The organism is Alistipes sp., from assembly GCF_020026455.1.
In the GTDB taxonomy this organism is placed as follows: Bacteria; Bacteroidota; Bacteroidia; order Bacteroidales; family Rikenellaceae; genus Alistipes.
Window position 1 is genome coordinate 72,279 of the sequence record NZ_JAHHQJ010000002.1, and the last position, 17,446, is coordinate 89,724.

Sequence of the window (17,446 nt, forward strand, 5' to 3'; positions counted from 1 at the left end):
TTATTTTTCGATGTGAATGGCAGCTTTCAGCGGAGCGTGGTCGGAGACGAACCCCTCCTCGTTGTGGTCGGGCAGGACCTCGTAGTGGCTGACCCCGACCCCCTTCGACACGAAAATGTAGTCGATCAGCGGACGCTCGGCCTCGGGAATCGAACCGTAGTCGGCGAAACTCCAGTCGGGGCCGGCCTTGGTGGCGGCCACGGCCTTTGAGTCGTTGAAGATGCCGCAGGCGAGGACATGTCCGACAACCGAAGACCCGGGCTCGGCGTTGAAATCGCCGGTCAGCACCACGGGACGCCCTGCGGCCAGCTTGCCGATACGCTCGATGAGCAGCGTCACGCCCTCGCGCCGCGCCACCCGGCCCATGTGGTCGAGGTGGGTATTGATGAAGAGCAGTTCCGTGCCGCCCTTCTCCTTGAGGACGGCCCACGTCGCCAGCCGCTCGCAGGCCGCATCCCAGCCCCGCGAACCGGCCACCTCGGGGGTCTCGCTCAACCAGAAGCTGCCCGAGTCGAGCAGGGTGAAGCGGTCCCGGCGGAAGAAGACGGCGTTGAACTCGCCCTGCTCCTTGCCGTCCTCGCGGCCCACGCCGACCGATGCATACTCCGGGAGCAGGCCTTTCAAGTCGTTGTACTGGTTGATCAGCACCTCCTGGGTCCCGAATGCGTCGATTCGGTTGTCCCGGATCACCTCGGCCACGCGCTCCTTGCGGAACTTCCAGTTGTTGCGGCCGTCTTCGGGATTGTCATAGCGGACATTGAAGGTCATGACGTTCAACTCCGTCGTGGAACCGCAGGCGGTCATCAGGGCTGCGGCAAGAAATGGAATGAGTTTTTTCATGGGTTGTTTGTTTCAGTATAAGTCTGCAAATTTATGATATCACTGCTGAAGATACAAATTTGCGGCGGGAATCGGCCGGTAGTCGTCCTCCGAGGGGGCTTTCCATCCCCACTCCATTGACTCGTCGCCATAATCCTCGAAGAAGGAGAGCTTGTAGCGATGGTAGCCCTTCTTCAGCGCCACGCGGCCGGTAGCCGTCACGGCCGGATGCGAACCGTCGTTGTTGACCACGACCCTGTTGCCGATTTCGAGTATGGTGCCGTTGTCGCTGTTGGTCATGAACGACCAGACGCCGGTCTCGGGAACATGGATCAGCCCCTCGAAGATGAAAGCGAAGTGGTCGGACTGACGCGCCCCGGCGATGCCCGGTTCGGGAAGGACCCCCGACCCGATGTATTCCTGCTCCGTGATCTGCGACACCTGCGAGCAGCTGCCCTCATAATAGTCGTAGTGCACGCCCTTCTCCAGTGCGGAGGGCTGCGCCTCGGGCTCCAGGAACACGGCCTTCTCGGCATCGATCTTCAGCGTGCGGCTGGGTACAAGGCCCGGCTTGAAGGCGCGGGCCCTGAGGGTGAGCGACCGGTCGATCCGAATGGGAGCGGTGTAGCGTTCCGAATCTTCATCGGGCTCCGAACCGTCCAGCGTATAGCGGATTTCGGCATGCTCGGTCGTGGTGTTCAAATCCACGTCGATGCTTTCGGTGAAGAGGCTGAAGTTCGCGGTGGTATAGGGTATCGACACGACCTCGGTTCCGGTCTGCGAGTAGGGGCAGGCCTCGTCGCCGGCCGCCCATTCCGCATGGGGTTCCGGTGCGAGGACAAACTCTAACACGCCGCCCTGCATCAGCTGCTCGTAATCGACATAGGTCCGGTCGACGGGGCGGCCGTTGAAGCTCACCGACTTGATGTAGCGGTTCCGTTTCGAAGCGTTGGACGAGATGACGAGCGTCTTGCCGTTGGCCAGCTTCACGGTGGCCTTCTCGAAGAGGGGCGAAGTCAGGACGAACTGGTTCGAACCGGGGCAGACCGAATAGAGCCCCAGCGACGAGAGGATGTACCAAGCCGACATCTGCCCGCAATCCTCGTTGCCGATGACCCCTTCGGGAGTGGGGGCATACATCTCGTCGAGCAGACGGCGGGTCATCTCCTGGGTCTTCCAGGGCTGTCCCACCCAGTTGTAGAGATAGGCCATGTGGTGGCTCGGCTCGTTGCCGTGGGCATACTGCCCCAAAATACCCGTAATGTCGACCAGTCCCGGATCCTCCGAAGGGGTCTCCGTGGTAAAGAGGAGATCCAGAGCTTCGATGAAACTCTCGCGGCAGCCGAAGAGTTGCATCAGGCCGTTGACGTCGTGTGGCACGAAGAAGCGGTACTGCCAGGGCGAAGCCTCGGTGTAGTCGCGGCCGGCCTTCCAGTCCACAAAGGGGGTGGTCCAACTGCCGTCGAGCTGCCGTCCGCGGAAAAACCGGGTCGATCCGTCGAAGACGTTCACATAGTTCTGGGCGCGGCGCATGTACTCCCCGGCAATCTCCGAACGGCCCATCGCCTGGGCCATGCGGGCTATCGCCCAGTCGTCGTAGGCATACTCCAGAAGACACGACACCGACTCGCGCTTGATGTTGGCTGGGATGAAGCCATACTTCACATAGTAGTCCGACCCCTTCTGGTTGATGTTCGACGAACGCACCATGGCCTCCAACGCACGTTCGGCATCGAACCCGCGGATTCCCTTCATGTAGGCGTCGGCAATAACCGAGACCGCATGGTAGCCGATCATGCAGCGGGTCTCGCCCGACGAGAGCGGCCAGATGGGGAGTTCTCCCGTGGCGTCGTACATGTCGAGCATGTCGCGGATCATATTGTTCACGAGTTCGGCATCGACAAGCGTCTGGAGCGGATGCCATGCGCGGAACGTGTCCCAGATGGACATGGTCGAATAGTACTTCCCGCCCTCGGGCAGACGAGCCACCGAGCCGTCGTTGCGCCGGTAGTCGCCGTTGACGTCGTTCATCACGTTGGGCGTGAGCTTGGTGTGATACTGTGCCGTGTAGAAGGTCTTGCGCTGGGCTTCGGTGCCTCCCTCGACCTCAATGTCTCCCAGCGCCTCGCTCCACATCGCGCGCGCCGCCGAGCGCACGGCCTCGAAATCCAGAACCGGTACCTCGGTGGTGCGGTTCAGACGGGCGTTCTCCTCGCTGACGGCCGAAAGGCCCACGGCGACGGTCAGCTCCCTGACATCGGGCGCAAAGACGAGCAGCAGTTGCCTGTTGTCGAAGTTGTGTGACGCGACGACCGGCTGCGAGAAGGCGGCCGAGAAGAAGGCATATTGGTCCTCGACCCATCCGTCGGTGCAGCGCATGCCTCCGACCTCGGTGGGCGACACCACGTGCAGTTCGTGCTGCTTGATGTTCTCATCGGTGAGCAGGTGCATCAGATCGATGACCACCTGACGCGGTCCGCTGCCCTCGAACGTGTAGCGGTGGACACCAACACGCGGCGATGCAGTGAGTTCGACACGGATCTTCTCGTCGAGCAGTTTCACGGCGTAGTAGCCGCACGAAGCCTCCTCCTCATCGTGGGAGAAGGCGGCCGGGGTCATCGTATAGCTGCCGTCGGCGGCCTTGACCTCGCGCGAGGTGGGGCGCATCATCACATCGCCCAGGTCGGCGCATCCCGTACCGCTGAGGTGGGTGTGCGAGAAGCCGTCGATGTTCGTATCGGCGTAGTAATATCCCGCACAGGCGTCCCAGTCGCCACTGCGCGTGTCGGGGCTGAGCTGCACCATGCCGAAAGGCGTGGTGGCTCCCGGGTAGGTGTGTCCGTGGAATCCCGTTCCGACGAAGGGATCGACATAATCGACAGGATGCTGTCGTGCGGAGTTCGCACATCCGGTTGCAGCCAGAAATACCGCTACCAGACCCAATCTTGCTAAATTCATACAGTGAGTTTGTTCGTATTATTCTCTAATTCCGGCACAGACGCGCGAAAGGCACCACCTGCTCGCCGATATGTCCCGACGAGTAGCGCAGCTCCAGGCGCTGTCCCATGTAGTCGTCGAAATATTCCACCTTGATGTGGTGCAGACCTTCCGACAGGTCGATGTTGGCATACTTCATGTCCGAGGAGTGCGACCCGTCGTTGTCGATGAGCAGCCGGCCATCGATGTAGACCCTGCTCCCGTCATCAGAAAGCACGCCGAAACGGTAGTTTTCGGCCTTGTCGACATGCAGGTCGGCAGTGAATTCCACGGCGAAATGGTCCTTCTCCTCGACATCGAGCTGGTCGAGCGAGAATTCATAGACCTTGCCCGACGCCTTGGGGCGCCCCAGGGTGGAGAACACCGGCAGCGTCTTGGTCCGAATGCCCTCCCACATGCGATAGGAGACATTGGGGCTTTCGTTTTCGCCCACCACGCGCAGCGACCCCGCCGCCGTGAGACTGCGCTGTCCCTTCCGATAGGTCACGGCACGCAGCTGTGCCGGGCCGGAGATCTGCACGGGGCCCTCGTAGCGCAACGAGAGAGTGTCGGGTTCAAGACCGTCGAGCGTGTAGTAGATTTCGCAATCGGGGGCGTCGGCCGTCATGGTGACCGTCACCGGTTCGGTAAAGAACCCTTCCGAGGGGCTCACGAACGGCACGGGAACATAGATCCGATCGTTGACGCGCGGGGTGAAGGCCTCGTGGACGAAGCGTCCCACACACTCGCGCGGCAACGCGACGTCGAGCAAGCCGCATACCGTGGCAGCCACATCGCAGATCAGCAACGCCGGCTCGATCACCTTGCCCCGTGTGACCCCCTTGCCGTAGAAGACAATGGGCACAAGCCGTTCGAAAAGCGAATCGCCGCCGTGCGACTTGCCCAAACCGCCGTGGTCGGCCGTGACGATCACCACGGTATTCTCCGACATTCCCGACTCGTCGAGCCGACGTACCAGCTCGCCGATCATGGCATCGAGCTGCGAAACCTGCGCCATATACTCGGCGGACTCGTGTCCGAAGACGTGTCCCACATGATCGGGTTCGTTGAGCGATATGAACGACAGCGCGGGTTTGTTCTCGAAGAAATCTTCCATCGCCGCGTTGAAGGTACATTCGGTGTCAAGCCCCGTGACGGCCTTGTCGACCACCGAGACATCGAACATGCGCGCCAGCTCCTCCCACTCGTAGAACATGTGGACTGTAGCCTCGGGACGTTGCGCCTTGATGTCGTCGAACAGGGTGGGGAAAAATCCCCTGGCATTTTTCAAACAGGGTTCGATGACGATGTTGTCGGGTTCCCAGTCGTTGTCGAGAACCCCGTGCTGGAGGGGAAGGGCTCCGCTGACCATCGACATCCAATTCTGGCTGCTCGACGTGGGGCGGACGCTATGCGTATTGATCGAGACGGCTCCGTTCTCAATCATATGGTTCAAGTTGGGGGTTTCGGCGCGCTGCAGAGCGAAAGCTCCCATGGCGTCGCACCCGATCATAATCACGTGCCTGGCATGCGGCATATCGTCTGGCGTACACGAAGCCGCCAACACGATGCAACCTATAAAAGCGAGATACTTTTTCATCTTCAAAATTCAATATTAAATTTCCAACCGACCGAAGAAAGAACGCCGCGAATATCCACCGTTATCGTAGAATGCGCGAGCACTGCAGGGCATTGAAATCCAGAACCAAGACGGCCCCACAACCTACGTCCCTTGCGCAAACACGCTTGCTGGCATCGTCAGCAACAATGCACCAAGCATGGTAAGACATAGTTTAATTTTTTTCATGTTTTTATGGTTAATAGTGAATAAATGGTGTTCCGGCAGTTTTAACTACTTCATGCTATTGTCAAGCTCTTTAAATTTTTAAAATATTTTAAATATAAAATCATACTTTTTATTTTCTTTACAAATATACGGCAGTTATTCGATCCGCAATCCTCAATTTGCGACCTTATATCCTTATTTTGCGCAAAAGAGCGAAGACTTAGCCTCCAACCCGTCCGAAATTCGGGGTAGGGGAGTGTAACTAAATAATTTTAAGAATGATTCCGCGACAAACCCCGCTCTTCTGCACCGGCCAATCGAACCTGCGCCCGTCGCGGAGAAGATTTGCCGTATTGCCGAAAATCACTATCTTTACCCGGCAACAAAACAAATACGCTATGGCCTGTATCATTTTCCTCATGGATTTCTCCGAAGGATACTCGCGCGGGATCCTTCAGGGGGTATTCCGCTACACGGTAGCCACCCGCCAGGCATGGAACCTGTGCCGGCTGCCGCTCTCGGTCCGCGATGTATCCGGCATCGAAGGAGTCGTGGAGTGGGCCAAGAAAATCAAGGCCGACGCCGTCGTGGGACAATTCTACAACGACGACCCCGTAGAGCTCTTTGCGCAAAACGGCATCATCGCCATAGCCGAAGACTTCAAAAACCGCTTCAGCACCATCCCCAATATCACGGGCAACCACCGCCTGGCCGGACAGATGGGAGCCGAATACTTCATAAAGCGCGGTTTTTCCAACTTTGCCTTCTACGGCATCCGGGACATCGTCTGGTCGGACGAGCGCAAGGAGGGATTCCAGCAGACCGTCGAGTCCGCCAATCCCAACTTCACCTTTTCGTCGCTGACGAGCGATACGCAGAATATCCTGTGGTACTACAACACCGAATACCTGACCGAGTGGCTCAAGTCGCTTCCCAAACCGGTTGCCATCATGGCCGCCGACGACAACCAGGCCAACCACATCGTCGAAGCCTGCCACCAGATCGGCGACCGGTGCCGCATTCCTTACGACATCGCCATTCTGGGCGTCGACAACGACGAGACGCTGTGCAAACTCAGCGTGCCGAACCTCTCGTCGCTCAATCAGGCCGTCGAGCAGGCGGGATACGACACGGCACAGCTCATCGACAGACTGCTCAACGACCCTTCGGCGGATCCGGAGGATGTCATGGTCATCCCCACCCACATCGTCACCCGCCAGTCCACCGACATCTATGCCACCACCGATCCCCACATCACCCTTGTTCTGCGCTACATCCACGACAACATCACCAAAAAGATCTCCGTAGCGGAGATTACCCGTCTGGTTCCGTTGTCCCGCCGTCTGCTCGAGGTTAAATTCCGCAAGGAAATCGGCACCTCGATCTATCATTACATCACGCAGACCCGCATCGAGCAAGTGGTACAGCATCTTAACGATGGCAAGAGCATCTCCGAAGCAGCGGCCGAACTGGGATTGTTCGACATCAAGAATCTGTCGCGCACCTTCAAGCAAATCAAGGGCATAACGCCGTCGGAGTATATGGAGAAAATCAGACATAACGTACTGAAAATCCAATAATTTCCCTCCTCCGCAAACAGCAGATTCGCTCATGCAGAAGTCGATATGCTGCAGCAAAATAGGAGGGCCCGATTTTGCCGATAGGACGAAAAGAGAGAATGACGCTAAATCAGCCTATGGGTGATGTTGTGACGGTCTAATTTATTTACAGATGCAGCGAAAAAATGCGCCTTAATGAAATCGTCTCATTAAGGCGCATTTTTTCATAACTAAATATTTTTATCGCAAGAAACCAGACTCACCCAATAGCTGAGAAATTGCATTCAGAAAAGGCACTACCCTTCGAATCGATCCTCGCATCATGACTTCCGAATGTCATATAAACATTTTTTTAAGGCTGTTTTTATACCTATATATAATATATTCCACCCGGCGTTTTTTTGCGGATCGGTTGCATGTTCGACAAAGAGCCGAATCCGCTATTTATCGATTTTCAGCTCTTTTCATAATTTTCGCGGAGCTGGTTTTATAGTTCGAAATTTCAAATATTCGTAAAATGAGGATATCAATGCGCGAATCTACACCCCAATGATTAATATTATTGATAATTTTATTTCTCGAAAGAGATACTACATTTTCACCCCAAAACGAGTTGCGGTTATTAATTTTTTTAATTAAAACGAAGCCAAATTACCATCATATACTAACTTTTAACTTTATTGAAATGAATTTGACTTTTTCTGAGAAGGGGCGGACTTTAGTCCGATTTCTTTTAGTGAGTTTGCTATTCTGCATACTCGCTGTTCCAGTGAGTGCTCAAAATCGAGTCACGATTAGCGGTCGTCTGACGGATGCGTCGAACAATGCCGTCCTCGGAGCTTCCGTTGTCGAAGAAGGTACTGCCAACGGAGTCACTACTGACGCCGAGGGTAATTACTCCATCACGGTAGCTGCCAACGCCGTTCTTAACTTCTCGTTCATCGGCTTCAAAACGCAGTCGATTCCTGTGAACAATCGCAGTGTGATTGATGTGACCATGGAGGAGGATTCCATGATGATCGGTGCGGTCGTGGCTATCGGTTACGGATCTTCGCGCAAGGAGGACCTCTCGATGGCGGTGACCACCGTGAAGGTGGACGAGGTCGCCAAAAGCCGTTCGACAGACTTGGCATCCCTGCTCCAGGGTCGTATGCCTGGTGTGACCATCCAGCAGGTGGGTGATCCCATGAGCCCCGCATCGTTCTCCATCCGTGGTAGAGGATCGAAGGGTAATGACGATGATCCCACATCCGGAGACGGAGTGCTGGTGGTTGTCGACGGCGTGCCCAACGCCCCCTACATGGTGGAGGATGTCGAAACCATCACTGTTCTGAAGGACGCCGCTTCGGCCGCCATCTATGGTGCATCCGTAGGATCGAGTGGTGTTATCCTCATCACCACCAAACAAGCCCGAAAGGGTAAGCTCAATGTTTCGGTGAATGCATCCTGGGGGCTGGACAAGGTGTCTAACCTCCCCAAAATGCTGACCGCCGAGCAGTATAATACGGTTTGGGCTAAGGCGGTGGAAAACAACCCCGGTTCACAGTTGCCTTCGGCAGCAAATCCCGAGTTGTTCCCCTTCGGCAACATCACCCGCACCGACTGGTTGGACGAGATTTTCAGAGTAGGTCTGAAGCAGCATTATGCTTTGAGCATCTCGGGCGGAACCGATAAACTGAGATCCTATTTCTCTGTCGGTTATGACAAGAAGGAAGGCACACTGCTGAATACTTACAGCGAGAGTCTGAATGCGAAGTTGAACACCGAATTCCAGTTGACCAAGTGGTTGAAACTCTCCGAGCGAGCCTCGTTCGTGGTTTCCAACGGTCAGGGTAACGTCAACACCTCACACGAAGGCCCCATCATCGGCGCCATGTGGTATCCCCGTTTCGCTCCTGTCTATGAGATGGATGAGAAGGGTAACTACGTATTGGATGAAAAGGGTAATCGCATCTTTGGGGGTACGCTTCCTTCGTGGGCCGGCGTATCGGGCACTCCTTTACTTTACAACCCGGTTGCCGACCTTTCGAGAATGCACCGCAAGTATCCCGAAAACAAGATTTTCTCGACAACCTCTATTGAAATCAAGCCGATTACCTCTTTGACCATCAAGTCCGACTTCACGGCAGACCTCCATAATGCCGAAGCTGATGAGTTCCGCCGTAAGATGACCGAGCAAGGTCTTCAGCGCAGTGAGAATGAACGAGCCCAGAGTTTCCACCGCAACCGCCACTGGTTGTCGGAGACTGTCATCACATGGGCTGAGGTGTTCAACCGCCACCACATCAGCGCCATGGCTGGGTTCACCGCAGATTTCAAGAAGAACCATGACCGCTTCATCTACTCCAAGAATTACACCTCGGAAGAGGGTAATCAGATTACCTGGCCCAATGCCGAGCAGTGGACACCTGCCCCCAAAGAGTATATCCGGGAGTACTCGATGTATTCGTTCCTTGCACGTGTAGGCTATTCGTTCGACGATCGTTACTTCCTCGTCGGGAGTATCCGTCGCGATGCATCCTCGAAACTTCCCAAGTCGAAACCTTATGACTGGTTCCCCTCTGTTTCGGGTTCGTGGAAACTCTCCTCCGAAAAATTCTTCCAGAATTCGGGGCTGAACAACGTCTTCGATTTGATTAAGATTCGTGCCGGTTGGGGGCGCATAGGTAACGTGGATTTGTATCCCGACAATGTGGCCAAGGTCGATTTGCTTCAGTATGAGTATCCCGGCATCTTTGGCGAAAATATGGATCAGGACCGCTATGGCACCTACCTTTCGACGATTCCCAACCTGAACGCACGTTGGGAGGTGACCGAGCAGACCAGTGTCGGACTGGATCTGCAGATGTTCCGCAAGAAGTTGGACATCAGCGTGGACTACTACTACAAGGTTACCAAAGATTTGATTGACTTCGTTCCCACTCCTCTGCAGTTGGGCGTTGCAGAGCCTCCTATGGGTAACATGGGTAACGTATTGAACAAAGGTTGGGAGTTCTCGATCAATTACAAGAATTCGGCTGCTCGCAATAAATTGAATTACAACGTTTGGGGTATGTTGTCCTACAACAAGGGCTACGTTCGAGAGTACGGTTCGCGTCTGGGTTCCGTAATGCACAAGAATCCCAACCTGAACTCTTCGCCTCTGCTGTATTCCGACGTCGGCCAACCCTGGTATTCATTCAAGATCTATCGCACGGCAGGCATCTTCCGTTCGCAGGATGAGATTGACAAGTATATCTATAAAAACGAGCAGACCGGTGAGGCTAAATTGCTGCAGCCCGATGCCAAAGTCGGTGATCTGATTTTTGTCGATGTCAATCGTGATGGAGTGATTAACGACGACGACAAAGCCTTCGCAGGTTCCTATACTCCCAAATACACGTACTCCTTCGGAGGATCATTGAACTGGAAGGGTCTCGATTTCAGCTTCATGTTCCAGGGCGTTGCCGGTAACAAAATCTACAACGGTCTGAAGCAGATGACCATGAACGGTCGTAACGACTACGGCAACATGGTTTCCGATGTTCTGGACACTTGGGACTTCAACCCCACAAGCAGCAAGCACCCGCGTCTGGGTCTGACCAAGTCCAGCGACTTGAACGGTAACTACACCCGTTTCTCGGATCACTTCCTCGAGGATGGCGATTACCTGCGTCTGAAGAATATCACCATCGGTTACACACTGCCCCATGCTGCGACTGACTTCATTGGCATGAGGAACGGTTCGATTCGTGTTTACTTCAGCGTGGAAAACGTCTGCACATTCACGGATTACACGGGCATCGACCCCGAGGTTGGCAACTACGGTATCGACCGCGGTGTATATCCCCTGTCGCGTTTCTTCAATTTCGGTGTAAATCTTAACTTTTAATTCTAATCGAATACAACTATGAAAAGGATATTGATGTTTTCAGCGCTTTGCTTCCTGGGAGTGACTTTCTCGGGTTGCGAGAATTTTCTGGAGACAACCAAATATGGAGCGTCAACGGAGTGGGAAACCCAGGAGGACATAGACAAGGCGATTACAGCATTGTACTCCTTTACATCCAACGATTCGGAGGGTGTTACGGGCCGGGGAGTCATGTGGTTTGAGTGCTGCAGCGATAATATCACCGTGGGCCGCAACGAGCCGGAGGCCGACCAGATTCGCAACTTCAAGATGTCGCCGTCGAACGGTTCTGATGTGAAAGACACCTGGGGTGCGATGTATCAGGTGAATGCCAAGGCCAACAACATCATCAAACTGGTTCCGACTCTGAACCTCGACCCCGCGTACGCGCAAAGAGCTGTAGGTACGGCCTATTTCTTCCGCGGCCTGGCCATGCTTTGGATTGCTCCTTACTATGGTGACAACGGTTTTAACGGCGGTATCCCCATCATTCTGGATACAACCGAACCCGCACAGATGGATGCTCCGCGCCCGGCGAGCGTTCTGCACAACTACGATCAGATTATCGCCGATTTCAAAACGGCTGCCGAGAAACTGCCGCTGTTCTCGCAGATCGAAAAGAACAACTATGGTCTGCCGCACAAGGCTGCCGCTTGGGCATTCGCCGCACGTGCCGCTCTCTATGCCGCACAGTTCGACAAGAACTACTACAACACCGTCATCGAGATGTGTAACAAGGTAATGGAGCTTTCGGGCCCCGATAAGCGAGACTTGTTCGACGACAATACCAAGAATGCTTTCCACAACCTGTGGCGCAGAGAGCAGAATTTCGGTTGCGAATACCTGTTCTCTCTGCTGGGCAGCCCTATCGATGGTCCCAAATTCCATGGCATGTCTTTCCAGAACGGCGGTTGGGGGCTCTACAACCACTGGGGTTACTTCCAACCCACACTCGGATTGTGGGAGGCTTACGAAGAGGGGGACATTCGTCGTGACGCGACCATCCTCTATCCTGGTCAGCACATCCAGTTCGTCGGCAGTGACATCTGCTACGGCGGTAACAGTACCCTGCTGAATGAGAGGGGAGGTTCCTACCAGAAGGTTTGTGACATCGCTTCGGATACGGGTATGACTTTCTGCAAGTTCATGTCACCCTGGGAGAAAGCCGACTGTAAGGGTAAGGAAGTCAGCTCCAACGGAAACAATGCTTCGAATACGCTGGGAACCTGCCTGATCCGTTTCGCCGATATTCTGCTGATGAAGGCCGAGGCGCTGATCTGGATGAAGGGCGAGGGCAACGATGAAGCCAAGCAGCTGCTGAACCGCATCCGTCGCAGAGCACGTCTCCCGGAGAACAGCAATGCAACCAAGACCGAGCTGAAGAACCAGCGCCGCTGCGAGTTGGCATTTGAGTTTATGCCTTCGCGCCATCTCGATTTGGTGCGCTGGGGCGATGCCAAGGAAGTCTATGCACAGCCGACCCGCCGCATCAAGTCGCACTGGGATTATGCTACCGAGCAGGTGGTCATCGACGGTCCTGAAAACTATGACTCCGGCCGTCACTTCGATCCCCAGATCAATCAAGTATTCCCCATTCCCATACAGGCATTTGAAGGCACTGTTTACTTGCAACAGAACAAGGGCTATTAATAGTTAGGAACCTAAAATAAAAGTAGAATATGAAACTTGTAAAATATATATTGGGAGTGTCAGCCTTCTGTCTCCTGCTGGTTTCGGCAACGAGTGTTAAGGCTCAGGCAGTACGTTTGAAAGTGGCTTCCTGGAATGTTCTTTCGTTCGAGCAGGAAGATAAGAGCGGAGAGCGCAATGGCTTCCCCGTCGCCCCCTTTGTCAAATTTATTCAGGATATTGATCCGGACGTCATGGTGTTGAACGAGTTTGAGACGATGACGGGCCGCATGGGCAAGGAGAAGATGGCTGAATTGGCCGCATCTCTGAACATGTACGCCTACTTCATCGAATCCTATCCCAAGGAGGTTGGCTTCTACGGCAATGTCATTCTGTCGAAATATCCTTTTGTCAGCACGGCATCGAAGAAGTTCACCTACAAGAACTATAAAGGCAAAGGCTACTACGACCACAACAGCGGCAGTGAGCTTTATGAGTTCGGCTCCGACCAGCGCAGCATCGGCTATGCCGACATTCTGGTTCCGACCCAAAATAACTCGACAAGAATCATCCGCATCGCGGGTACACACTTCGACCACATGGATACCTATGCCAAGGTCAAGTATCAGGAACCTGAGTCTATCGAGTTTCTCAGCCTAAATAAGCCGGTTTATCCCACAGTGATGATGGGAGACCTGAACGTCAGCAGCCTGAGCGAGTTGGAGCAGATTCCCCAACTCTGCGACATGGCGGCGGACAACTGGCTGGATTACATTCTGACCTTCCCGAAGAATACATGGACGGTTACCGATTCGGGAACCATGTTCAGTGGCAACCTTTCGGACCACAATGCGGTTTACGCCACGTTGGAGATTAAATAAGTTATCGGACTTTTAAAGAAGGAGAAAAATGAAATTGTATAAAAAATATTTCTTGTCGTTATCGTTATTGTTTGTCGTTCCGACATTGGTATGCTGCTCTGACGATGATAAATACTCTTTTGAATCGCAGAATGCCTGGCCTTCCGAAAAATTCAGTGCCACCATTCAATTCGTGTCCCGCTTGGAAAACAAGCCCCTGTTCTCTTCCGATGCCGACTTTACGGCTGTCAAGGACTATGCGCTTAAGACCTTGAAGGGCAAGTCGTGGCTTACGATCCTTGACCGCTCGGATCGCAGCGGAGTGGTGAATGTGTCCAAGATAGCTTCCGAGGGTCTGCGCATGATGGGTTTTGCGCTGAACTCGGTGAGTTCGACAAACGACGTCCAAGGCAGTTGTATGTTCTTCAATCAACCTGCACACTCCATTTTGGGAGTTCCCTGCGGCAAGAATTGCTATGTCACCAGCCTGTCTCCCGAGATGGAGGGCTTCCGCTCCGATGCCACGGGCGAAGGGTTGACCAAGGTTCCCGTTTCATTCAATATCAACTTCCGCACGGTTCGTTTCGATGCTCAGGATCAGATTGACGCTTTTGGCGGCAGTGAGGGAGTCATGAACTCCCTGAAGCGCAGTGGGGGCATGAACATGCTGGTCATCGGTACTGTAAAAAATTCATTAATGGATGCACTGACGGCGAAAGTTGCCGAGGCGGATCCTTCATTTGTCGTGTCAAAGGTGGCCGAAGGTGCGGAGTATTCCATCTTCATGCTGGCCGAACAGCACTTCTGGGCCTTCAAAAGCGTAGAGACGGAGGCCCTGGCCAATGGTATCAACTCATACGAAATCAGCGTGATGTGGTAATTGCCTCGATCTGTTTTCAATAAAGAGTGTCGCAGGGAAACCTGTGACACTCTTTTGTTTCAAGATTTCGGATCCTTTCTTTGGGATAGAGAATAAAAAAGTTCTGAAATCGCACGATTTCAGAACTTTGCGGTATTTATCTTTACGGATACATATCGAACTTATTAACGGGACATTTGTCTCGCCATTAGCGATTTGAAAGAATCGGGAATTTTACTAATACCTGATTAGTCGCCTCCAACTTTATTCGAAAAAACCGGAGGCTCCAACTTAAAATAGGTTGTGGCCGTCTGACTGCTTTTCCCTGAACAGAAGCCATGTAGCTGATAACGATAGCCGAATTATCCTCGTTCACTACGGCTTGACGAAGCACACTCGGCCTCCCTTACTGGTATATTGAGCCGGCCGAAACTCTCTTGACCTTTTCAGCAAATAAGAAATATCGCTGATGTAGCCAACAAATGCGTTGTCGGCCCGGCAATTCGTTATTTGAGGTATCATCGAGATGGGGCCATAAAGTATTACGTGCTATTGATCGGCGTTTTGTTGGGAAGTATCTCTTGTGGGCAAATCCGGAATCAGTCGGACAGGCCGGATGCGGCAGCCGTGCCGATGCCTGAGCGTCCAGAGCAGGCTCTATCCATGTGGAAATCCTTTTCGGGCCTGTTATCGCCAACTCTTCCGATCATGCAGTAGCGGAACTCGCACTTGTCGATAAGGATCTCAACTGTGAGGGAGACATCTGGTGTTCGTAATTTTCGGATGCAGGAAGGTTTCTTCCTGCATTCATAAATTCTTTATAGTATGCATGGTATAAAATATTTTATTTCATTTCTTTTCGCCTTCACCACCTTGTTTGCACGGGCTCAGTCTGCCAGAATCTTGATCCAGAAATCCTCCGATCGTTTGTATATTATAGGGTGGTCTCTGGATAAGCCCAGTATACGACCCGGGTAAAAGCCTGTTATGATCTGATCCATAATCCGATACGCTCCGGGGAAAAGTGTGCTACAATCGGATGTTGTTGGAGGTGGGGGGGCAACTCATGTCAAGTATTACAACTTTTTGTGGGTTACTATCGACAAGAGGATCGATCAATCGAACAACAACTGGGTGCGGGCTACAAGCCGTGAATGTGGAACGCCAAGGCTATGGCGATGTACTTTGGGCGCGACTTCCAGACTCTCAACACCTATAAGACCAACAACACGAGCGGACGAGCTTCTACGGGGGACTGTACGAGGCCTGCAGGGCGTGCACCGCCCGACCGAGCCCTCGCTCGAGCGCTACCTCGACAACGAGATCCACTCGATCGCGGCGGACGCCATCGTCAAGCTGCGCAAGAAGCTCGAAATGACGGATAACGCCCATTACGTGCACGACTTCCAGACCTCGGAGGGCTGCTCCGTGACAACCTACTACCGGCCCGATGCCGCGCCGCTTGTGGCCACGGGATAAACCTATACTAAACACCACACCGGCCGCACGGAGGTGAACCTGCAGCTGCGCTCGAATACTGAAAAACACTACCTGCAGGAGCGTCTAACCTTCGGCGGGCAGTGGGATGCCGATTACGGACGGGGGGGGCGATGGCGAGCGAGTCGACCAGCGCTTCCGGCTCCCGAAAATCACACTGCGCAAGACGTGCGTCGCAGGGGACGCTGGGTGGTGAATTTCCGTTCGGAAACCGACTACACGACGCAACCAGCAACGCTGTATATCCGCCCGATGCTCTACCCGGAAATCTTCGACGCACCGACGAACTACCCGAATCCCCTCCAGACGCTCGACAGCCGGCGCTTCCGCACCTGTAACTCGGCCTTTTCATTACAGCGTGTACAGCCTATGCCAGTAGGCTGTCATGCCCAACGCCGCGCTCAATGCACAGGTGGAGTGCATGGAGTTGTCGCTGACGGTCATGAACGCCTCAGGCAGTAGTCCTATCTCTTCTGCAGCCCGAGTTTTCTGGCTGTTTCTAAAATCGTGCAATTATGAAACCGCTGCCCGAGGAGATCATCTCCCGATTCATCGGATCCCAGGGCAGAAAAGGGGCTTAATCCCGAAGTCCCGGCTCTCTTTGCCGAAACCACATGCCGGCGTTGGAAAATCCGCCGGCCGATTCGGTGCCGGATAAAAGCGTAGAACAAGCGTAGCGCATCCGATTCAATCACCGGTAGCGTGACCTCAAAATTATGCCTTGCCGGCGTTTGTTGCAGACAACGAGATCGCCGACAGCCTCTCTTTCCTACAGCTCGAAATATCCCATATAACAATTTATAATAGACAGGAGAGTTCTGCCGCGAAGATCAAAAGCCTCCTCGGATTGTAATTTGTGCCGAATAAACCCTAATTTTAGGTATTGCACGGCAATAAAGAAAAAGAGACCTTTGCAAACAAATTACGATACGATTTAAAATCTATTTATCCCGAACAAAAATGACTGAATTTTATACACCTGCAATATTGGCTCTCGGCTTGTGCTGTGCGTCATGCCACGAAGACGAAGGCCTCTCCTACAGTCGGGAGCCGATGATAAATAGTGAAAATTGAAGATAATCCTCGCCCAGCGGGGATCCCTGTTCTGCAACGACGGGGAACAGCGGTTGGATGATTTGGCGAAAAATACGAGAACACCCGGCCTTCCGGAACGCGTATCCCCACAGAAGTCCTGCCCGAACTCTCCGTATTCCCGAAAAGGATAAAGCCGGCCGTTTGGCAAAGAGAGGGTGTTTGTTGATAAAACAAACGAAACAAGCCGTTTGGTGGAAATAACGAATGTTTTTATATATAATGTTTAATTCTTAATTTAAATTTTTCATGGAAAAAGAAAATCCTATTTTGTGTTGCTCTTGTAGCAAATATTGTAATGCGAGTGAGTGTCAATACCCAAATATTGGTAGGCGATCATGTCTTTAACGGGACATTGCCAAACACCACTCGGCAGTATGCCAGAAACTGACAATATTGATTTAATGGTAAAATCGTGTAATATTTAAAGATCCGGGGAGAAATTCCGACAAGTACTTCTTCCCAACTCTTTATCCTTAT

9 protein-coding genes are annotated in these 17,446 nt (G+C 53.4%); 6 read left to right on the forward strand and 3 right to left on the reverse strand.

All coding sequences use genetic code 11. The features are described from left to right. Genes QZ460_RS01550 through QZ460_RS01560 form a run of 3 tightly spaced genes read right to left on the reverse strand, consistent with a single transcriptional unit; the run spans nucleotide 1 to nucleotide 5,395 of the window. Nucleotides 1-840, reverse strand: a complete 840-nt coding sequence (locus QZ460_RS01550) for an endonuclease/exonuclease/phosphatase family protein (RefSeq protein WP_290539827.1) — start codon at nucleotides 838-840, stop codon at nucleotides 1-3. A 39-nt stretch (nucleotides 841-879) separates the two neighbouring features. After that, nucleotides 880-3,777: a GH92 family glycosyl hydrolase gene (locus QZ460_RS01555; protein ID WP_290539828.1), complete on the reverse strand. Its 2,898-nt coding sequence runs from the start codon at nucleotides 3,775-3,777 to the stop codon at nucleotides 880-882. Between the two features lie 25 nt (nucleotides 3,778-3,802). Then, entirely contained in the window at nucleotides 3,803-5,395 is a 1,593-nt protein-coding gene (locus QZ460_RS01560) for an alkaline phosphatase family protein (protein WP_290539829.1), read from the reverse strand. Between the two features lie 584 nt (nucleotides 5,396-5,979). Between QZ460_RS01560 and QZ460_RS01565 the strand changes: the two genes are divergently transcribed. The 6 genes from QZ460_RS01565 (at nucleotide 5,980) to QZ460_RS01590 (ending at nucleotide 15,856) form a co-directional block, all read left to right on the forward strand. Next, nucleotides 5,980-7,161 (forward strand): DNA-binding transcriptional regulator, encoded by a 1,182-nt coding sequence (locus QZ460_RS01565; protein ID WP_290539830.1) that lies wholly within the window; start codon nucleotides 5,980-5,982, stop codon nucleotides 7,159-7,161. 748 nt (nucleotides 7,162-7,909) lie between these two features. Next, complete coding sequence (locus QZ460_RS01570) at nucleotides 7,910-11,011, forward strand: TonB-dependent receptor (protein WP_290539831.1); 3,102 nt, start codon at nucleotides 7,910-7,912, stop codon at nucleotides 11,009-11,011. Nucleotides 11,012-11,029: 18 nt separating this feature from the next. Further along, on the forward strand, nucleotides 11,030-12,679 hold the full coding sequence (locus tag QZ460_RS01575) for a RagB/SusD family nutrient uptake outer membrane protein (RefSeq protein ID WP_290539832.1): 1,650 nt from the start codon (nucleotides 11,030-11,032) through the stop codon (nucleotides 12,677-12,679). Nucleotides 12,680-12,708: 29 nt separating this feature from the next. After that, nucleotides 12,709-13,539, forward strand: coding sequence for an endonuclease/exonuclease/phosphatase family protein (locus tag QZ460_RS01580; RefSeq protein ID WP_290539833.1), 831 nt, complete (start codon nucleotides 12,709-12,711; stop codon nucleotides 13,537-13,539). 28 nt (nucleotides 13,540-13,567) lie between these two features. Continuing rightward, on the forward strand, nucleotides 13,568-14,398 hold the full coding sequence (locus QZ460_RS01585; protein WP_290539834.1) for a hypothetical protein: 831 nt from the start codon (nucleotides 13,568-13,570) through the stop codon (nucleotides 14,396-14,398). 1,254 nt (nucleotides 14,399-15,652) lie between these two features. Further along, entirely contained in the window at nucleotides 15,653-15,856 is a 204-nt protein-coding gene (locus QZ460_RS01590) for a hypothetical protein (RefSeq protein ID WP_290539835.1), read from the forward strand. Nucleotides 15,857-17,446 lie beyond the last annotated feature (1,590 nt).